The organism is Candidatus Thermoplasmatota archaeon, from assembly GCA_035541015.1.
Taxonomy (GTDB): domain Archaea; phylum Thermoplasmatota; class SW-10-69-26; order JACQPN01; family JAIVGT01; genus DATLFM01.
Genome location: DATLFM010000059.1, coordinates 1 through 18,038, shown reverse-complemented (window position 1 = coordinate 18,038; position 18,038 = coordinate 1). Strand labels below are relative to the sequence as shown.

Here is an 18,038-nt window from a genome sequence, read left to right as displayed (position 1 = left end):
GCGCGGCCGGCGGCGAGGATCGTGTTGACGTCCGTGTAGCTGCTGATGTTGCCGACGGCCATCGTGGGGATGCCCGCTTCGAGGCGCACGCGCTCGGCAAAGGGCGTCTGGAACTGTCGGCCGTAGACGGGCTTGCCGTGGGGAACGGTCTGGCCCGCCGACATGTCCATGACGTCGCAGCCGTGCTCCTTGAACAGGCGCGCGATGGCGACGGCCTCGGTGGCGTCGTTGCCGCCGGGCGCCCAGTCCGTGGCGCTGATGCGCACGCTCATGGGCTTGGATTGCGGCCACACGCGCCGCACGGCGTCGAACACCTCGAGCGGGAAGCGCGCCCGGTTCTCGATCGATCCGCCGTACTCGTCCGTGCGCTTGTTCGTAAGCGGCGAGAGGAACGTGGCCATGAGGTAGCCGTGCGCGTAGTGCATCTCGAGCCAGTCGAAGCCCGCTCTCTCGGCGCGGCGGGCGGCGGCGACGAAATCCTCGGTCGTCTTGTCCATGTCCTCGCGCGTCATCTCGCGCGGCACCTGGCTGTGCGGGAAGTACGGGAGCGCCGAAGGGGCGAGGATGGGCCAGTTGCCATCGGGGAGGGGCTCGTCCATGCCGCCGCCCCACGGAAGGCACGTGCTTCCCTTGCGACCGGCGTGGCCGAGCTGGATGCCCATCTTGGCTCGTGTCCACGTATGGGCGAAGTCGACCACGCGCTTCCAGGCGGCGACGTGCTCGTCCTTGTACAGGCCCGCGCAACCGGGCGTGATGCGCGCCTCCGGCGAGACGTCCGTCATCTCGGCAAGCACGAGGCCTGCGCCGCCCACGGCGCGCGACCCGAGGTGCACGAGGTGCCAGTCGTTGATCGCGCCGTCCGTCGCGCTGTACATGCACATGGGCGAGACGACGACGCGATTGTCGAGCACGACGTCGCGGACCTTGAAGGGCGTGAACAGGGGCGGCGGGGGCGGATCGAGCGGCACGGCGACGCCGGACTGCGCGGCCGCGCGCTGCGCGAACCAACGGTCCACCGCGGCGACGTACGCCTTGTCGCGGCGCGCAAGCTCGTCGTGCGTGACGCGAAAGCTGCGGGTGAGCAGGGAGAACCCGAACTGGATGGGCTCGTGCCGCATGTAGCGCTCGGTGTCCTCGAACCACGTGAGGCTCACGGCGGCGGCGCGCTGGAAGCTGTCGACCGTCGGGCGCCGGGTCGCCTCGTAGTCCTCGAGCGCCTTTCCGACCTCGTCGGGGTGGCGCGTCACGGCGGCCACGAGCGCTTGGGCGTCCTCCATGGCAAGCTTCGTGCCCGATCCGATGGAGAAGTGGGTCGTGTGCGCGGCGTCGCCAAGGAGCGCGACGTTGCCGGAGGACCAGCGGGCGCACTTGACGATGGGGAACTGGCGCCAGAGCGACTTGTTCTTGACGAGCGCGTGACCGGAGAGCTCCTTGGCAAAGAGCCTCTGGCAGTAGGCGATGGTGTCGTCCTCGCTGGCCTTGTCCATGCCCGCTTTTCGCCACGTGGCCTCGGTGGCCTCGACGATGAAGGTCGACATGCCCTCTTCGTAGCGGTAGGCGTGCACGCGCCAGAGCCCGTGCTCGTTCTCCTTGAAGTGGAACGTGAAGGCGGGGAACGGATACGTGGTCCCAAGCCACACGAAGCGATTGGGCCGAAGCTCGATCGTGGGGCGGACGTCCTTCTCGAGAAGCGCGCGAACCGTGCTGTTCGCGCCGTCTGCGGCCACGACGAGGTCGGCGGCCGGGAGGTCCGAAAGCGAGCGAATGTCGTTTTGGAAGGCAAGCGTCGCGCCAAGGTCGCGCGCTCGGCGGGCAAGGATGTCAAGGAGGACCTGGCGGGAGACGCCCGAGAATCCGTGGCCGGTGCTTCGTAGGACCTCGCCGCGATAGTGGATCTCGATGTCGTCCCAGTGCGCCGAGGCCGCTTCGATCCGGCCGAAGGTCTCCGGGTCGAGCGCCTCGAGCGTCTCCCGCGTGGCGTCGGAGAGGACGACGCCAAAGCCGAAGGTGTCGTCCAGGCGGTTGCGCTCCAGCACCGTTACGTCGTGCGACGGGTCCGCTTTGCGCAGGAGGATGGCCGTGTAGAGCCCGCCGGGCCCGCCGCCGACGATCGTGGTGCGCATGAGCCGCTACGGGTAGCCGTGGCGCGGTGTTAAACCTTTGCGAGCCGTTGCGCGCTCCGATGACGGTTCACGAGCTTGGGCACCTCGTCCTCTACGTCCGCGACGTCGAACGATCGCGTCGGTTCTATCGGGACGTGCTGGGTTGGCGGGACATCACGCCGCCGGGCGCGGGAATGCCCATCGCGCTGTTTTCCTCCGGACGCACCCACCACGAGCTTCTCCTCATCGAGGTCGGCGAGGACGCGCAGCCCGTCCCGACCGGCCGGCGGGTGGGCCTCTATCACTTCGGCCTCAAAGTGGGGACGACCGACGACGAGCTTCGCGCCGTGATGGCGACCCTTCGCGCAAACGGGGTCCCGGTGACGGGCGCGACCGACCACGGCGTCACGCACAGCTTGTACGTCAAGGATCCGGACGGGAACGAGATCGAGCTTTACATCGACGTTCAGCCGGAGGTCTGGCGCGATCGTCCGGAGGCCATCGTGGAGACGATGCGGCCGCTGCGGCTCTAGCGCTTGCGCCAGCGCGCCACGGTCGCCGCCGCGCCGACGACGGCAAGGGCCGCAAGCCCAGGCGCCGCGGGCGTTTGGTGCACGGCGGTATCCTCCCGCGCGCGCGGCGAAAGTGCCGGGTCGGGCTCCCGACCGGCATCCGGCGATGCCAACGGCGGCAGTGAATCGGTGCGGGCGCTCGGGGGCGGGTCCCGCGCCTCCGGCTCGCTTTCGCGGATCGTCTCGGTCTCCTTGGTTGGTGGAGGATCTTGCCGCGGAGGGTCCGGCTGGGGGGGCTCGCGGGCCGGCGGATTGGACGTCGGCTGCGGCTGCGGATCGATGCGCGAGGGAACCGGCGGCGGAGGCGTCCGCTCGTCGTAGGGCGCGAAGTTCCGCTGGTTGTTCGTGAACAGGGACGTTCCGGCGTCCGCGTGCGTGCGGTAGACCGCGAAGGCCCCCTCGCGGCAGCCGACGTCGAGCTGACGCGAGCAGCCCTCGGCGCGCCGCGCGATGGGCACGAGTGCGTCGAGCAGGCCGTCGTTGTCCACGTCGGCAAGGACCGGGCCCCGCATGGATTCCCAGCCGCCCGCGGGCAAGGGGACAAAGCCGCGCTCCGAGCCGTCGGCGAGCGCGTAGAGGCCAAGCCCGTCGACGTGCCGTTGCCGGGAGACGAGGATCTCAAGGCCGGGCTCCTCCGGCAGGAAGTCGGCGACGACGAAGTTCTTGTTGCTCCAGCGCGCGTCCACGCGCGTGTGCCAAAGGACGCTTCCGTCCCTTCCGCTGGCGGCCCACAGGTTGGCCGGACCCAACGCCTGCCAACGTCCGGGCTTGTGTCCGATCGTGTTCCAATCGAGCGTGACGACGTCGAGCACGCCGTCGCCGTCCACGTCGTACGCGACGGGACGGTTGTTCCACAAAGGATGACCGAAGGGGTACTGGCGGGCCCACAGGACGGTGCCGTCGGCGCGCACGAGGGCGTAGAGCGCGTGCTGCCGCCGCATCCAGTCGGGATCGTTGGGGTCCTCGACGGCGACGCGGGCGCCGACGAAGATCTCCCGCCGACCGTCCCCGTCGAGGTCCTGGACAAAGGCTCCGATGGGGATGCTGCCGGGATGCGCGCCCAAGGCCTTCGTTTCGAGCACCCAGCGGACGCGCCCGCTGCGCGCGTCGTACACCGCGACCTGCCCGCCGTCGGTCGTGAACACGGCCTCCAGCGTGCCGTCGCCGTCGAGGTCGCCGACCCAGGGGCCGCTGTTGCCGTCGAACCAGTGCGTCATCCAACGCAGCGAGCCGGAGGCGTCGATGGCAAAGTGGGCCGGTTGGTCGTCGTTCTGGGCAAAGAACCAGACCTCGCCCGTCCCGGCGACGTCGGCCGCGTAGGCGTGGCCGTCGCTTCCCCGTTCCATGGCGGAGGGTAACCACGCCGCCTTCCGGGCGTACTCGGGATCGAGGTCGGGGCCGTGCGTCGAGACCGTCCAGAGGGGCTCGAGGCGGAAACGGAAGGCGTGGCTTTGCCAGGGATCGAACTCGAAGAGCGTGAGGTACGAGGCGCTGTTGTGGATCGCGACGTTGGTGCGCCCGTTGCCCGTGAGATCGCCCACGGTCACGCCGGCAAGCTCGCGCGCGCGCCAACCGGGGGGCAACGGCATGGAGAGCTCGGCCAGGACGACTCCTCGGCGAGGGTCGATCACGTACGCCCGGTTGTTGTCGTTGTTGGCCACGATCTCCGGGACGCCGTCGCCGTCGACGTCGAAGAGGGCAAACGACGCGGTGTCGAAGGCCTCGAAGGGTGCGTGGCTTCCGGCGCGGTCGGAGGCGATGACGCGGACGAGGGTGAGCGGAAGTTCGTTTTCGTCGTGCAGGGGCGCGGCGGTTCCGGCCAGGCCCGCAAGAACGATCATCAACGGAACGGCAAGGGCGCGGGAAGCCGGCACGACGCCGCGATGCCACGGCGGCGTCTTTCGGCTGTTGGGACAACGCCAGACCGGCCGAGGATCGTCCGCGCCGGCACGCCATCAGGTCTCGAACAAGGAACGCGCGACCACGTCCCGGAGCACCTCGCTTGTGCCCTCGTAGATGCGAAGCGCGCGCACCTCGCGGTACAGCCGCTCGACGGGGGAACCGGCCACCGTGCCCTGTCCGCCGTGCACCTGCAGGGCGAAATCCACGATCCGCTGCGCGGCCTCCGTGGCAAACAGCTTCGCCTGCGCCGACTCCGTCGTGACGCGCTCCTTGCCGGCGTCGGCAAGCCAGGCGGCGCGGTAGACGAGAAGGCGCGCGGCCTGGAGATCCGTGGCAGCCTCGGCCAGGCGCCAACGCAGACCTTGGTTCTCGCCGAGGGCACGCCCGAACTGCCGCCGGCTCTTGGCTCGCGCAAGAGCGAGGTCGAGCGCGCGCGAGGCCATGCCGCAGGCCGCGGCGGCCACCGTGGGCCGCATGCGGTCGAGCGTGGCAAGGGCGAGCTTGAATCCCTCGCCGCGGCGGCCCAGGATGGCGTCGGGGGGCACGCGGACGCCGTCGAAGCGGACGGTGCCGATGGGGTGGTGGGCAAGGAGCCGCAGCGGCGTGACCGAGAGCCCCGGCGTGTCGCCCGGGACAAGGAACGCGCTCACGCCCCGGTGGCCGCGCTCGGGATCGGTTTTCGCGAAAACGGCGTAGAGGTCCGCAAGACCGGCGTTGCTGATGAAGGTCTTCGTGCCGGAGAGGGTCCAGCCCTCGGGCGTCTCGCGGGCGAGGCATTGCATGGAGGCGACGTCGCTTCCGGCCTCCGGCTCGGTCACGGCAAAGGCGGCGATGGCGCGGCCGTCGGCCACGCGGGGAAGCCAGTGGCGCCGCTGGGCGTCCGTGCCGGCAAGGGTGATCGGAAGCGAGCCCAACCCCTGCAGGGCGAGCATTGCGTCGGCAAGGCCGGAGCCGTAGGCGATTCCTTCGCGGACGCTCGCGACGGAGCGCACCTCCACGGTCTCGCGTTCGCCGCCGAAGGCCTTGGGAACGACGGAGCGCAGGAAGCCCTCGCCGGCAAGGGCCGCAACGCATCGCCGCGCGGCGGCGGGGAGGTCGTGCTCGGCTTGCTCTTCGAGGGGTTCGAGCTTCGACACGGAGAACGCCCGCGCGCGCTGCAACAGGTCGCCGTGCCGGGTTTCGAGATACGGATCGACGGGATCGACCGTCACGTCGACCGCCTCGCGTGGGCATAGCGTGGAGGCCGCTTTTGGCGGAAGGCCTCGTAGGCTTCCCGGAAGTCGGGCGAGAGCATGCATTGGGCTTGGACCTTGGCGTCCCACGCCAACGCCTCCGCGAGCGTCGCGGACGCCTGCTCGTCGAGCGTCCGTTTCGAGATCGCAAGGCCCTGGCGCGGGCCCTCGGCTAAGCGATGGGCCAACGCGCGGGCCTCCTCCTGGAGCCGTTCGGCGGCGACGACGCGATGGTACAGCCCGATCCGCTGGGCCTCTTCGGGGCTCACGAAGTCGCCCAGCAGCAGAAGCTCCGTCGCGCGTCCGAGGCCCACGAGGCGAGGGAGCCGGTGGCAGGCGCCCATGTCGGCGGCCGACAGGCCCGCTTTCACGAACAGGAAGGCGATCCGGGCGTTCGGGGTGGCGAGCCGGAAGTCGGAGGCGACCGCAAGCGCCGCGCCGGCGCCGGCGACGGTTCCGTTGAGGGCGGCCACGATGGGTTGCGGGCAGGCCCGCATGTTTGCGACGACGTCGCAGGTGAGCCGCGTGAAGTCGTGCAGCTCTTCCGGCGATCGCGCAAGGAGCCTGCCGATGATGTCCTCCACGTCGCCGCCCGAGCAGAAGCCGCGGCCCTCGCCGGTGAGGACGACGGCGCCAAGATCGGGCCGTTCCGCCAGAGCCGCGAAGTTGTCGCGCAAGCCTTCGTAGATCTCGAACGTGAGCGCATTCAACCGCTCGGGCCGCGACAGCGTGAACGTCGCGATGCCGTCCTGTTCGTGGTACCGTAACCCGGCAGGCGAAACGAAGCTGGTCAAAGCGCCACCGCCGCGACGGCTCGGATTTCGACGAGCGCGCCTTCCTCCAGAAGCCCGGCGACGGCCACCAAAGTCATGGCGGGGTAGTGGCGGCCGAGGCGGCTCTTCCAGATCGAGGCAAGCTTCGGGCGAGCGGCCCGGTAAGCGGCAAGGTCCGTGACGAAGACGGTCATCTCGACGAGGTCCGCGGCCGATCCCCCCGCGGCCTCCACGACCGCAAGCACGTTCTCGAGCGCCTTGTCGAATTGCGCGGCAAAGTCCGTCGAGACGACGCGCCACGTGCCGTCCCCCGCGGGTGTAGCCCCGACTTGTCCTGCGACGAAGAGGAGGTCGCCCGCCGCGACGCCGTGCGAGAAGCCCTTGGGGGGACCCAGCGCAGGCGGATTGACGATGCGTGGCTTCATGCGAGACCTCCTGGAGGAACCGAAAGCGCCTGGCCGTTTGTCTTGTCCGAACCGGGGCCCAGGCAGGAGAGCACGACCGAAGCGACGTCTTCGGGCTCCAGGAGACGGCCGCCGGGATTCCCGCGGAGGACGCGCTCGAGGAGCTCGCCGCGGCTTCGCCCCGTCGCGCGCATCATGACCTCGAGGTTCTCGTCCGTCATGCGCGTGTTCACGTACCCGGGACATACGGCGTTCGCCGTGACCCCGGTTCCGGCAAGCTCGTGCGCGAGGCTCCGGGTGAGGCCCACGACGGCGTGCTTGGACGCCGCGTAGGCGGCGATGTACGGGCCGCCTTCGAGGCCCGCCACGCTTGCCACGTTGACGACGCGGCCCCATCCGCGCGCGAGCATGGGCGGCAGCGCGACCTGCGCGCAGTGGAACGTGCCGTGGAGGTTCAAACGAAGGTGAAGGTCCAGAAACTCGGTCGTCGTCTTGAGAAACGGCGCGCTTCGTCCCACGCCGGCCGCGTTGACAAGGACGTCGGGCGGGCCCAGCGCCTCCGCCGCGCGCGCGTGCGCGCGCTCGACGGCGGAACGGTCGGTGACGTCGCACGGGACGGCGACGGCGTCCACGCCGGCGTCGCGACACTCGCGCGCCACGGCGTCGATCTCGTCGACGGTGCGCGCGCTTGCGCAAACGGCGAAGCCCTCCTTCGAGAGGGCCAGAGCGCATGCGCGGCCGATTCCGCGCCCCGCTCCCGTCACCCACGCGACCCGGCGCACGCCGGGCAAACGAGCGGGATGGATAAAAGGCGTGCGAAGCCGCTTGCGGCGGTGGGACTTGTCCCTCAACGCAATTGGCCCGCGCCAACGACAAACGGTCGCATGGGCTTCGTCTATTGGGGCATTGGGCTCATCATCCTGGGTTTGCTCATCGGGCTTCTGGGCGGTCCCTTTGGAGGGACGATTTCGAACATCGGCTGGCTCCTGCTGATCGTGGGGGTCGTGCTGGCCGTGCTCGATTTCCTCACGGGACGAAGGGTCCGGGCCTACCCTTGAGAAGGCGGTGACGTAGAAAGCTTATAAGGGGGCAAGGCCACTCGGCCGCCATGCGGGCACTGGGAGCAGGCCTCATCGTGGCGGCCGTCACCCTCGCGGGCTGCTTGGGCGGCGACAACGTCGAGCAACAGTCCATTTCCACCGAGACGGCGATCTCGCTGCCGGCCGGTCTTTCGATCCACGTCGGCGAGAAGGCCGTCGTCCGCGACGTCGCGACCGTTTTGGGCTCCGCGCCCAAGATGGTCGAGCGTCTCCTTGGAAACCGCGGCGGCGAGCCCACGCTTGGCGTGACCGAGTCGGGCGCCATCTTCGTGGCCTCCGGCGACATGGTCATGCGCTCGCGCGATGGCGGCGCCACCTGGGAGAAGGTGTTCGAATTCGGTCCCGTCCGCCTGCCCGTCGCGGCGCCCGTGGTCGGTTCCGACCCGGTCCGCAACTTCGACCCCATGCTGTGGGTCGACCGCGAGACCAACATGATCTGGAACGCGCCCATGTACCCGCCGCTTGTCTGCTCGTACGGCACGATGTCGACCGACGACGGCGAAACCTGGTTTGAGCACCCGGCCCAGTGCGGCTTCGAGCCGCCGATGGATCACCAGAAGATCGCCATCGGCCCGCCGGCTGCAGGCGGCCTGCAACCGACGGGAAGCTACTCCAAGATCCTCTACTACTGCTGGAACCAGCTCATTGCCACCAAGTGCAGCGTCTCCACCGACGGGGGCCTCACGTTCCTTCGCACCGTCACCATCGCCGACTCCACCCAATGCGGAGGCATCAACGGGTCGCCGGCGCCCGCGCCCGACGGCACGGTCTACGTACCGCTGGGCCGCAACTGCGGCAAGCCCGCCGTCGCCGTGAGCCGCGACAACGGCCAGACGTGGAAGGTGAACATCCTCGACGACGGCGGCCTTGGAAACGAGGAGATCGACCCGGACATCACGGTCACGCCCGACGGCACCGCCTACTACGTCTACCGCGCCAAGGCCGATCACCGCATCTACCTCCTGCGCTCGACCGACGGCTTCGAGACCGTCCAGGGACCCTTCCTCGTGTCGCCGCCCGACGTGACGAGCACGAACTTCGTCGCGATCGCAAGCGGCGACGACGGCCGCATCGCCGTCGCCTACCTTGGCACCCGCGACACGGACGCAAACGCCGGCCGGGCCGAGCCCGAGACGAAGTGGTACCTCTTTGCAACCTTCAGCTTCGACGCCGCGGAAGCCCAGCCCACGTTCGTCACAACGCAGATTAGCGCGCCGGAGAACCCCGTGCAGATCGGCTACATCTGGCAGGGCGGCGGCGGCGACCCCGGCCGCAACATGCTCGACTTCATCGACGCCGTGGTGGGACCCGACGGCCGCTTCGTCGTCGCCTTCACGGACGGCTGCACGGCTGACTGCGACGGCAACCCCGAGGCGACGCAAGGCAACAGCCGCGCTCGCGACACGGCGATCGCCATCCTCGAGTCGGGGCCCAGCCTCTACGCGGCCCGTGGCCTGCTGGATGCGCTGGGCATCGGCACGAGCCCCGCGGGCCGCTAGGCGGAACCCCGCCGGCGGATCCACCGTGGCGGCGTGACGTCGGGAAGCCTCGCCTGCGAGGCCACGAGCGGACCCGCGGCGGAGCCGGAGAGCCAGCGGAAGACGGAATCCTCCGTGTAGCCGAAGGGGGAGAGCAGGGTCTCCACCGACCGCGCCAGCAGGCGAAGGTACGACGGCACGTCGTAGTCCCTCGTTCCGTCGGAGACGAACTCCGTCGGCACCGCGCGCCCCCCGTGGGCCCCTTGGGACCGCAGCAGCACGTACGTCACGTATTCCCCCGGCCGACGGGCAAGCCCCGCGTCGCGCAGGCGGGAGAGCGCCGCGCGCGAGACCGTGCGGGTCGCGTAGTCGTCCACGTCCATGCGGGCCTGCGTGCATACGCCAAGGTCCCGCGCGCTCACCTCCCTGCGGCGCAGCGCGTCGGCGGCCCGCCGGACCGGAACGAGGGCGTGGGGGATGCAGGCGAGGAAGTCCTCGGCATGGTCGGCCTGCGCAAACGTGCCGAGCATGGCCTGCTGCGCGTCGCGGACCCAGCGCGGCGTGCTGTGGCGCTGCACCTCGATGCCCCGGACCTTAAGAGAACCGTCCTCGAACTTTCCGTAGTAGCGGTTCGGGACGCCCACCTCGCTTGCGGTCGAGTGCGTCTTGCTGGGCAGGAGCACGAGCCAGCGGTAGACGCCCTCGACGTCCATGGGCACGCCCACGTCGTCCGTCACGCGTCGGACGAGCCGCAGCGCCTGAGCCCGCGTCACGCCGGGCTTGTGAAGGAACACGCAATCCGTAAGCGCGTGCACCATGGCAAACCCCTCCGCCTGCGCGATCTCGCGCGCGCGGGTCATGCCGGCGCGGCTTAGGCACTGGATGGCCTGGTGCACCTCCGCGCACCCGAAACGCGCGTGGCGGTAGCGGAAGTAGCCAAAGCAGACGACGCCCAGGGCCTTGTGCTCCGACTTCACCGCGCGCGCCTTGGCCAAAAGCGCGAGATCCACCGGAAGCCCGGAGGCCTCCTTGCGCAAGATTGCCTTCACGTAGCGCCGGTGCGGCCAGAGCCGGCGGAGGATCTCCGCCTGGTGCCCGTACCGCTTCGTGCAGACGCGGCGCCCAAGCTCGGGGATCAGGGGGCCCTCGGGACAGCAATCGCAGCCGATCGTGTCGGAGGAGAGGTTGTGCCGCACGACAAGGCTCGGGTAGTAGCCCGAGAAGTCGCACGCGACCACGTCGTCGTACACGCCAGCCTCGGGAACCATGATCTGCCCGCCGCGGTCGACCGCGCACAGCGTCGCCGCGTCCTTCCAGTCCTCGGCCAGGTTCCGCTTCCACGGAAGCGCGACGCCCCAGTCGGTCGCAAGGTCGATCTGCATCTGCTGGAGGCCGTAGCCGGCCCCGTTGCGGCTTGCGTCCTGCGGGCGGCGGTTGGAGACGCGGGAGAGGTAGACGATGCCGTGGAGGTCCTCACGCTCGTCGTGGCCGTCGAGCGTCTTCTTGGAGAGGTCGATGTGCCAGCGACCGCGCAGGTAGTACGCGTTCGTCCGGAACCTCCACCGGCCGTAGGTCTGGATGCTCTTCTCGCGCTGGTCGGGCCGGTCGGGCGAGGGGTCCGGATCGCGGCCCAACCGCACGCGGTCCTCGAGGCCAAGCGCGCGGATGCGGTGCAGCAGGAACGGAACGTCCCACGCGTCGCCGCCGCGCGTCAGGATCACGTCGGGGTCCTCCTCGCGGATCCGCCGGTCCAAGGCCAGAAGCGTCTCGCGCTCGGCGCGGGGATCCCCCGGAGCGCGGCACGAAAGCGTCTGCGACCCGAAGGTGACGGAAACGAGGGGGTCCTCGAAGCGGGGCGCAGGCCCCGTCGTCGCGGCCTGCACGCAAAGGCGCGCCGTGGAAAGCCGCAGGTCCGGATAGCCGAAGGTCCAACGGTCCTCGTCGGGCGCGATCGCAAGCACCGGGCCGGAGGGCAAGACGCGCAGACGGCAGAGGAAGAACAGGCCTCGCTCATGGGCCCACCGGCAGGCGGGATCGTGATCCACGTCGAAGAAGAGGAGGCCCTTCGTTCGCGTGGCGCGCCGAAGGTCGGTGGCGACGGCGTGCAGGCTCGAGAGCCGCTTGGGGCGCACGCGCAGCACGGGCTCGGGCGGACCGCGCAGCCACAGGGATTGCTTCGCGCGCCAGGTGGACTCGACGCGCGGATCCCGGGCGAGCCAGCGCTCCGCCTCCTCGAGGGTCGAGGTCTCGGCCTTCACGCAAAAGTCAGGCCGGTAGGGCACGAAGCTCCGGTGCATCCGGGAGCCGAGCTTGACCCACACGACCAAGCCGCTGCGGTGCGGGTGCGGGTACGCGTCGAACAACCAGGCCGGCGTCTGCGAGGGCAAGGCAAGCCTCCTCCAACTGCGATCGGACCACCTCCAGCTCCGCGCGCGTCCGGTCGAGCTCGCGCATCCCCTCGAGCAGCATGGCCAGGAAGACGGGACGCTCGAAGTCGAGGTGCGGCCGGCGGTTGATGGCGTTGCCGTGGCGGCGCGCGCGGCAGACGAGCTCGTCGAACCACGTCTGCTCGCCGGGCGCAAGCTCCGCGCGGAAGGCCGCGTAGCGCTGCACGAACGTGTCGAGCGCCATCGTCGTGGTCGGCGTGGATTGGCCCATGCTCGACGGTTCCGACGCGCGCGGCTAAGCGCCTTTCCGCGAGTCGGCCGAAAGTGTGCGGCCCAACACCTCCTGCCGCGCGACCGCCTGCCGCGCGATGGCCGCAAGCTCGGGGAGCGTGGCGCTCCACCGGCGAAGATCCACGCCAAGCAGGATCGGAACCGCGTGGCGCGCGGCCAGGCCCGAAAGGTGCGATAGGCCGTACGTGACGTAGTCGACCTGCTCCCAATCGGCAAGCTCCTCGGTCGAGAAGAGCGCGTCGAAGGGCAGCACGAGGACGAGCGACGTCCGCGTCGTCGAGAGCTTCTGGCTGAGGTGCTTGGTGAGGACGGCATCCCATTGGAACGGGGTCATGCACCGTTTCACGAGCACGCGATCGGCGCCTTCGTCGGCGGCAAACCCTCGAACGAGGTTCTCCTCGGCAAAGTCGTACGGGTCGAATCCGTGGTCCCCGTCGCACCAGAGGACGTGACCGTGCGGGTCCCTGTGCACGGCGCGGTGGGCGAGGGTCTGGAAAAGGCGCCGCGCCGCGTTCCGGGGGGCGTCCACGAGGCAGAGGCCGGGTTCGAAGAGGCGATCCACGGCTTCGACCGCGCGCCGGGCGGCAAGAGGGTTTTGAGGAGGTGGCCGAAACTGCGGCGCAAGCGTTGTCACGAGCGCTACGCAATGGCTGGACGTCGTTAGTCGGCGGACCGCTCGGCGGCGCGGCGCAGGCGGTCGAGGACGGCCGCTCCCACGCCCTCCTCGGACATGCGCTGGACCACGATCACGTCGTAGCCGAGACGGTCGAGGTCCCGAAGCGACGCAAAGAGCGAGCGCGCCCAACGATCCACGTCGGCGTAGCCTCCCGGGACCACGACGTTCTTGCCGGCGGGGGCATGCTCGCGCGACGCCAACACGGCCACGCGTCGGCCCTGCCGCTCCAAAGCCTCGACCAGGCTCTGGGTCGCCCTTGCGTCCGGCTCCACGATGACGACCTCGGCGCGCGGAGCGTAGTGCCGATGGCGCATGCCCGGCGAGCGCGCCACCGCTTCCCCGCTCCCTTGGGCCACCTGCCCGACGACGCGCTCGATCGCAACCTTGGAAACGCCGCCGGGGCGCAGGACGACGGGAGGATCCGACAGGACGCTTACGACCGTCGATTCCACGCCGACCTCGCACGGCCCGCCGTCGAGATACACGGCCACGGCGTCCCCCAGATCCTCCACCGCGTGATCGACCCGCGTCGGGCTCGGGCGGCCGGAGCGATTCGCGCTTGGCGCGGCCACGGGAACGCCCGCCTCCGCAAGGAGCGCGCGCGCGACCGGGTGAGCCGGCACGCGAACGGCCACCGAATCGAGCCCGGCGGCCGCGACTGCGGGCAGCGCCGGAACGCGGGGAACGACTAGGGTGAGAGGCCCAGGCCAGAACGCGCGCGCCAAGGCGTCGGCCGCGGAAGGCCACCGCGTCGCAAGCGACCGCGCCATGCGGAGGTCGACGGCGTGGACGATGAGCGGGTTGTCGGGGGGGCGGCCCTTGGCGGCGAACACCTTCCGCACGGCCGCCTCGTCGAAGGCGTGGGCGCCCACGCCGTACACCGTCTCGGTCGGGAACACGACGAGATCGCCTCGACGCAAGGCCTCCGCGGCCTGCGCCAACGCGTAGGCGTCCGGGACGCGCGGACGAGGGGACACGCGCCGCCATGCGCCTTCCCCGCTAACCGCATTGCGCCGCGTCTTCCGCAGGCTTGATATACGTGGAATCGATCGGCTGCCATGGCGCCCCCGACGGCCCCCCTCGTCGGCATCATCATGGGAAGCCGAAGCGACTGGGAGACGATGCGCCACGCGAGCCAGACGCTCGACGAGCTTGGCGTTCCCCACGAGTGCCGCGTCGTGAGCGCGCACCGCACGCCCGATCTCCTTTTCGAATATGCGCAGACGGCGGCCGAACGGGGCCTTCGCATCCTCATCGCAGGCGCCGGCGGCGCGGCGCACCTCCCGGGCATGGCGGCCTCGAAGACCGACCTTCCCGTCCTTGGCGTTCCCGTGGCCTCCCGGCACATGAACGGCCTCGATTCGCTCCTCAGCATCGTGCAGATGCCCCGCGGCGTGCCCGTGGGCACGCTTGCAATCGGCGAAGCCGGCGCCGTGAACGCGGCTCTCCTTGCCGCGCGCATGCTCGCCGTCGACGATCCCGCGCTTGGAGGGCGCCTCCGCGAGCGTCGCGAGGCGGCGGCCAAGGCCGTGCGGGAGGAGAAGCTTTGATCCTGCCGGGCGCAACCCTCGGTATCCTGGGCGGCGGCCAACTGGGCCAGATGATCGCAATGGAAGCCCGACGCCTGGGCTACCGCGTTGCCGTCCTCGACCCTGATCCCCAATGCGCCGCCCGCCCGTGGGCCGACGACTTCGTGCAAGGCGCCTTCCACGACGCCGACGCTGCCGTGCGCCTGGCGGAGCGCGCCGACGTCGTCACGCTCGAGACCGAGCACATCCCTGCGCCGGTCCTCGAAGCGGTCGAGAAGGTGCGGCCCCTGCATCCCTCCTCGCGCGTGCTCGCCGTCGTCCAGGATCGCTTGCGGCAGAAGGAGTTCCTCGCCAAGCACGGTTTTCCCACGGCCCCCTTCCGCCCCGTCGACGACGAGCAGGGCGTCCGTGCGGCGCTGCGCGAGCTTGGCGCGCCCATCGTCCTCAAGACGCGCCGCGGCGGCTACGACGGAAAGGGGCAGGCCGTCGTGAAGGGACCCGACGAGGCGGCCGACGCGTGGCGCCGAATCGGCCAGGCGCCCGCCGTCGCGGAAGCCTTCGTGCGGTTCGACCGCGAGCTCTCCGTCCTCCTCGCCCGCGCGCACGACGGCGAGGTCCGCATCTACCCGCTGGCCGAGAACGTGCACCGGCGCGGCATCCTGCATACGACGGTCGCTCCCGCCCGCGCGCAGGCGTCGCTCGTCCAGGAAGGGTACGCCCTGGGCCAGGCCATCGCGCAGGCGCTCGACCTTCGCGGCATGCTCGCCGTGGAGACTTTCGAGGCGCAGGGCCGCCTCGTCGTGAACGAGCTTGCGCCGCGCACCCACAACAGCGGCCACACCACCTTTGGCGCCTCCTCCGTCTCGCAGTTCGAACAGCACGCGCGGGCGGTCCTCGGGCTGCCTCTGCGCGAGCCCACGACGCTCTCGCCGGCGGTCATGCTGAACCTCCTGGGCGACCTTTGGGAGGGCGGCGCGCCCGACTGGCGGCCCGTCCTTGCCGAACCCCGCGCCCGCCTCCACCTGTACGGAAAGAAGGACGCGCGGCCGGGCCGCAAGATGGGACACGTGCTCGTGCTCCACGCCGACCCCGCGCAGGCGCTTTCGATCGCGCAGCGCCTGCACGAGACGCTGTCAAAAGGCGCCGATCCCCGGTGACAGGGGAAGATCGGAGCAACAATCTCTTTAAGAAGGGTGTCCCACTGCGGCAGCCCATGAGGATCCACCCCTTCCTCGCGCTCGCCTTGACGGTCGTCCCGGTCGGCCTGGCCGGGTGCCTGGCGCCCGCCGAGGAACCCCTCGACGCCGACGTGCTGCCGCTGCCCCTGGATCCGCCCCCCGCCTTTGGCGTTCCCGGATCCCTCGGGTTCCGGACGGTCCTTGGACCGCCCAACCTGCGCGCGCCCGAGCCCACGCTTGGCATTCCCTGGAACACGGACAACGTCTTCTACCACGCGGGCTTCCGGACGTTCCGAATCACCTTCGACGCCGCAGGCGAAGCGACCTGGACCGACGTAACGGCCCCGTACCAGGTCCCGATCAACCTCGATCCCATGCTCCACGTCGACCCCGACACGAACCGCATCTGGGCCGGCGGACTGCACGGCATCTGCAGCGTCATGATGTACAGCGACGACGACGGCGAAAGCTGGACACCCACGCGCAACATGTGCAGCGGCAAGGACTTCGACCACCAGTCGATCGGAAGCGGCCCCTCGCCCGCGCCCCTTGCAGGGACCCTCTACCCGCACACGGTCTACTACTGCGCCCAAGGCGGCACCATCAGCTGCGCCACGAGCCAAGACGGCGGCGCCACGTGGGGCCCGTTTGTCACCGAGACGACGCCCTGCCGCGGCTTCCACGGACACATCCGCGTAAGCCGCGTGACCGGCATGATGGCGCTTCCCGTCCCCGACTGCGGAGGCAACCTCGGCATGCTTGCCACCTACGACGGCATCACGTACGTCGCCAAGATCGTCCCGGACTCGCACCGGTGGACAAACGGCTTCGACTCCGCCCTCCAGTTCGGCCGCGAGGAAGGCTGGCTGTGGTACGCCATGGCAAGCGAGCACGGCATCTACGCCTCGCTCTCCAAGGACGACGGCGACACGTGGGAGACGATCGGCGAGGGCATGGGCGTGCCCGGAACGCACTACCTCGACATCGGGCAATTCCACGACCCGCCCGTCGTCTCGGGCGTCTTCACGAACATCGAAGTGGGCGACGACGACCGCGCCGCCGTGAGCTTCCTCGGGCTTGAAGGCCGCCCCGGGGCCGACCTCGAGTTCCTCCGCTCGAAGGACATCTACCAATGCGTCGAGCGCCAGGACGAGCTCGTGTGGCACTACTACGTCGCCTTCACCTACGACGCCGGCCAGACGTGGCGCGTCGAACGCATCAGCGAAGACCCCGTCCAGGTCGGCGGCATCTGGGACGTCGTGAGCGGCGGCAGCGGGCGATGCCGAAACCTCCTCGACTTCAACGGCATGGCCCTCGATTCCCTCGGCCGCGTCCACATCTCGTGGGCCGACGGCTGCGTCGACGAATGCGCGCAAACCGCGCAGCCCGACACAAACGGCTACCGCACGCGCGAAGCGCGCCTGTTCCGACAGGAGACCGGAATGGGACTCTTCGCGAAAGCGGACGCGAACAACGCAGCCGCGGCGGGCGGAGCAACGGCTGGCAAGACGCCCGGACTGCGGTTGCCAGGCTTTGCGCTCGGCTGAGAAAAGCCGCGGTTCCTAGCGGCGGCTGGGGGTGGCGGCCTCGGGAACGAGCCCCAGTTGCCGCAGCATCCCGGCGACGTCGGCCTCGGCCCACCGCTCGACGATGCGCCCGCCTTGGATGCGGAAGAGGTGGATCGCCGTCCAAGACAGTCTCTTCCCCGTCGCCGGCACGCCCATCAAGGGCCCCTTGTGGGTGCCTCCCACCGTCAACCGGGCGACCACCCGATCGCCTTCGGCGACGAGGTCTTCGACCGTGATCCGCATGTCCGGAAGCGCCGCTTGGAAGCCCCCCAGCATTTGCTTGAGCCCCTGACGGCCGGGCGGGTGCGGCATGGGAGCGTGGTCCTTGAAATCCTCGACGACGATCTCGTCGAACACGGCAAGGTTCCGCTTGTTCCCACCCTCTTCGAAGAACCTACGTACGATCTCCTTGTTGGCTTCGGACACGGGAGAACCCCCGGCCGAAATGGCGGGCGGGGGGCATGAGGGTTGGGGGTCTGGCAACCAGGAATTCGCCTGGGGCCAACCCTACGCGACCCCGGCCGCCCGCCAGCGACCCCCTTGCATTATATAGGAGAACCGTCGAATTTCGCCCCTAGTATTGTATGACGTCCATTTCCGAGAATCCACAAGTCCGCGTTCCGTTCCGCTGCCCACGCTGCATCGCGGCAAACGCCGTGCACCTCGTCACGCTCAGCCGCGCAGGCGCCATGAACTGCATCGGGTGCGGAACGAAGCTCCGCAGCGGCGACGTCATGCGCGCCATGATCGACGGAAGGAAGAAAACGGTACGCGGCGAGATGGCAAGGGTGTAGCGAGGGGCGGGGCGCATGATCGAACGTTGGGCCAAAGCCGACTTCGCCGACC

Annotated in this window: 18 protein-coding genes; 7 read left to right on the top strand and 11 right to left on the bottom strand. The window is 69.9% G+C overall.

Annotation, left to right across the window (positions count from 1 at the left end):
- Positions 1 to 2,123, bottom strand: a 2,123-nt coding sequence (locus VM681_05475) for an FAD-dependent monooxygenase (GenBank protein ID HVL87442.1), incomplete at its 3' end; no start/stop codon positions are given.
- 59 nt (positions 2,124 to 2,182) lie between these two features.
- Here VM681_05475 and VM681_05470 point away from each other — a divergent pair.
- The gene (locus VM681_05470; protein ID HVL87441.1) at positions 2,183 to 2,635 is read left to right on the top strand and encodes a VOC family protein; all 453 of its coding nucleotides are present in this window, start codon (positions 2,183 to 2,185) and stop codon (positions 2,633 to 2,635) included.
- On the opposite strand, the gene VM681_05465 is transcribed toward VM681_05470, so the two are convergent.
- From VM681_05465 to VM681_05445, 5 genes are all read right to left on the bottom strand, one after another.
- Positions 2,632 to 4,548 carry a VCBS repeat-containing protein gene (locus tag VM681_05465; protein ID HVL87440.1) on the bottom strand — a complete coding sequence of 639 codons (1,917 nt, stop codon included), beginning with the start codon at positions 4,546 to 4,548 and terminating at the stop codon, positions 2,632 to 2,634. The two genes, VM681_05470 and VM681_05465, sit on opposite strands and share 4 nt — an antisense overlap.
- Positions 4,549 to 4,629: 81 nt before the next feature.
- Positions 4,630 to 5,787, bottom strand: a complete 1,158-nt coding sequence (locus VM681_05460; GenBank protein HVL87439.1) for an acyl-CoA dehydrogenase family protein — start codon at positions 5,785 to 5,787, stop codon at positions 4,630 to 4,632.
- The gene (locus VM681_05455) at positions 5,784 to 6,602 is read right to left on the bottom strand and encodes an enoyl-CoA hydratase family protein (GenBank protein ID HVL87438.1); all 819 of its coding nucleotides are present in this window, start codon (positions 6,600 to 6,602) and stop codon (positions 5,784 to 5,786) included. The genes VM681_05460 and VM681_05455 overlap by 4 nt, the downstream gene beginning before the upstream one ends.
- Positions 6,599 to 7,006: a RidA family protein gene (locus VM681_05450; GenBank protein ID HVL87437.1), complete on the bottom strand. Its 408-nt coding sequence runs from the start codon at positions 7,004 to 7,006 to the stop codon at positions 6,599 to 6,601. The genes VM681_05455 and VM681_05450 overlap by 4 nt, the downstream gene beginning before the upstream one ends.
- Positions 7,003 to 7,767, bottom strand: coding sequence for an SDR family oxidoreductase (locus tag VM681_05445; protein HVL87436.1), 765 nt, complete (start codon positions 7,765 to 7,767; stop codon positions 7,003 to 7,005). The genes VM681_05450 and VM681_05445 overlap by 4 nt, the downstream gene beginning before the upstream one ends.
- Positions 7,768 to 7,869: 102 nt before the next feature.
- Here VM681_05445 and VM681_05440 point away from each other — a divergent pair, with 102 nt between their 5' ends.
- Both VM681_05440 and VM681_05435 read left to right on the top strand, forming a co-directional pair.
- Positions 7,870 to 8,043: a DUF1328 domain-containing protein gene (locus tag VM681_05440; GenBank protein ID HVL87435.1), complete on the top strand. Its 174-nt coding sequence runs from the start codon at positions 7,870 to 7,872 to the stop codon at positions 8,041 to 8,043.
- Positions 8,044 to 8,093: 50 nt separating this feature from the next.
- A complete protein-coding gene (locus VM681_05435) occupies positions 8,094 to 9,584 on the top strand; it encodes a sialidase family protein (GenBank protein ID HVL87434.1) in 1,491 nt (496 codons plus the stop codon).
- Here VM681_05435 and VM681_05430 read toward each other — a convergent pair.
- The 4 genes from VM681_05430 to VM681_05415 all read right to left on the bottom strand — a co-directional run bounded on the left by VM681_05430 (position 9,581) and on the right by VM681_05415 (position 13,894).
- Positions 9,581 to 11,845 carry a DNA polymerase domain-containing protein gene (locus VM681_05430; protein ID HVL87433.1) on the bottom strand — a complete coding sequence of 755 codons (2,265 nt, stop codon included), beginning with the start codon at positions 11,843 to 11,845 and terminating at the stop codon, positions 9,581 to 9,583. The genes VM681_05435 and VM681_05430 overlap by 4 nt on opposite strands.
- A complete protein-coding gene (locus VM681_05425; GenBank protein ID HVL87432.1) occupies positions 11,829 to 12,221 on the bottom strand; it encodes a hypothetical protein in 393 nt (130 codons plus the stop codon). Before VM681_05425 ends, VM681_05430 begins: the two co-directional genes overlap by 17 nt.
- Before the next feature lie 24 nt (positions 12,222 to 12,245).
- Positions 12,246 to 12,803, bottom strand: coding sequence for a hypothetical protein (locus VM681_05420; GenBank protein HVL87431.1), 558 nt, complete (start codon positions 12,801 to 12,803; stop codon positions 12,246 to 12,248).
- A 98-nt stretch (positions 12,804 to 12,901) separates the two neighbouring features.
- The gene (locus tag VM681_05415) at positions 12,902 to 13,894 is read right to left on the bottom strand and encodes an L-threonylcarbamoyladenylate synthase (protein HVL87430.1); all 993 of its coding nucleotides are present in this window, start codon (positions 13,892 to 13,894) and stop codon (positions 12,902 to 12,904) included.
- Between the two features lie 81 nt (positions 13,895 to 13,975).
- On the opposite strand from VM681_05415, the gene purE reads away from it, so the two are divergent.
- The 3 genes from purE to VM681_05400 are packed head-to-tail and all read left to right on the top strand — an operon-like array spanning position 13,976 to position 17,171.
- Positions 13,976 to 14,467 carry a 5-(carboxyamino)imidazole ribonucleotide mutase gene (gene purE / locus VM681_05410; protein HVL87429.1) on the top strand — a complete coding sequence of 164 codons (492 nt, stop codon included), beginning with the start codon at positions 13,976 to 13,978 and terminating at the stop codon, positions 14,465 to 14,467.
- Positions 14,464 to 15,603: a 5-(carboxyamino)imidazole ribonucleotide synthase gene (locus tag VM681_05405; protein HVL87428.1), complete on the top strand. Its 1,140-nt coding sequence runs from the start codon at positions 14,464 to 14,466 to the stop codon at positions 15,601 to 15,603. Before purE ends, VM681_05405 begins: the two co-directional genes overlap by 4 nt.
- Positions 15,604 to 15,659: 56 nt before the next feature.
- The gene (locus tag VM681_05400; GenBank protein ID HVL87427.1) at positions 15,660 to 17,171 is read left to right on the top strand and encodes a sialidase family protein; all 1,512 of its coding nucleotides are present in this window, start codon (positions 15,660 to 15,662) and stop codon (positions 17,169 to 17,171) included.
- A gap of 15 nt (positions 17,172 to 17,186) precedes the next feature.
- Here the strand turns inward: VM681_05400 and VM681_05395 are convergent, their stop codons facing one another.
- Complete coding sequence (locus tag VM681_05395) at positions 17,187 to 17,618, bottom strand: ester cyclase (protein ID HVL87426.1); 432 nt, start codon at positions 17,616 to 17,618, stop codon at positions 17,187 to 17,189.
- A gap of 158 nt (positions 17,619 to 17,776) precedes the next feature.
- Between VM681_05395 and VM681_05390 the strand changes: the two genes are divergently transcribed.
- Positions 17,777 to 17,986 (top strand): hypothetical protein, encoded by a 210-nt coding sequence (locus tag VM681_05390; protein ID HVL87425.1) that lies wholly within the window; start codon positions 17,777 to 17,779, stop codon positions 17,984 to 17,986.
- The last annotated feature ends 52 nt before the right edge of the window (positions 17,987 to 18,038 follow it).

Coding starts and splice junctions, on each gene's coding strand:
- VM681_05470 (HVL87441.1), top strand. CDS start 2,183: ATGACGGTTCACGAGCTTGGGCACCTCGTCCTCTACGTCCGCGACGTC.
- VM681_05450 (HVL87437.1), bottom strand. CDS start 7,006: ATGAAGCCACGCATCGTCAATCCGCCTGCGCTGGGTCCCCCCAAGGGC.
- VM681_05440 (HVL87435.1), top strand. CDS start 7,870: ATGGGCTTCGTCTATTGGGGCATTGGGCTCATCATCCTGGGTTTGCTC.
- VM681_05435 (HVL87434.1), top strand. CDS start 8,094: ATGCGGGCACTGGGAGCAGGCCTCATCGTGGCGGCCGTCACCCTCGCG.
- VM681_05425 (HVL87432.1), bottom strand. CDS start 12,221: ATGGGCCAATCCACGCCGACCACGACGATGGCGCTCGACACGTTCGTG.
- purE (HVL87429.1), top strand. CDS start 13,976: ATGGCGCCCCCGACGGCCCCCCTCGTCGGCATCATCATGGGAAGCCGA.
- VM681_05400 (HVL87427.1), top strand. CDS start 15,660: ATGAGGATCCACCCCTTCCTCGCGCTCGCCTTGACGGTCGTCCCGGTC.
- VM681_05390 (HVL87425.1), top strand. CDS start 17,777: ATGACGTCCATTTCCGAGAATCCACAAGTCCGCGTTCCGTTCCGCTGC.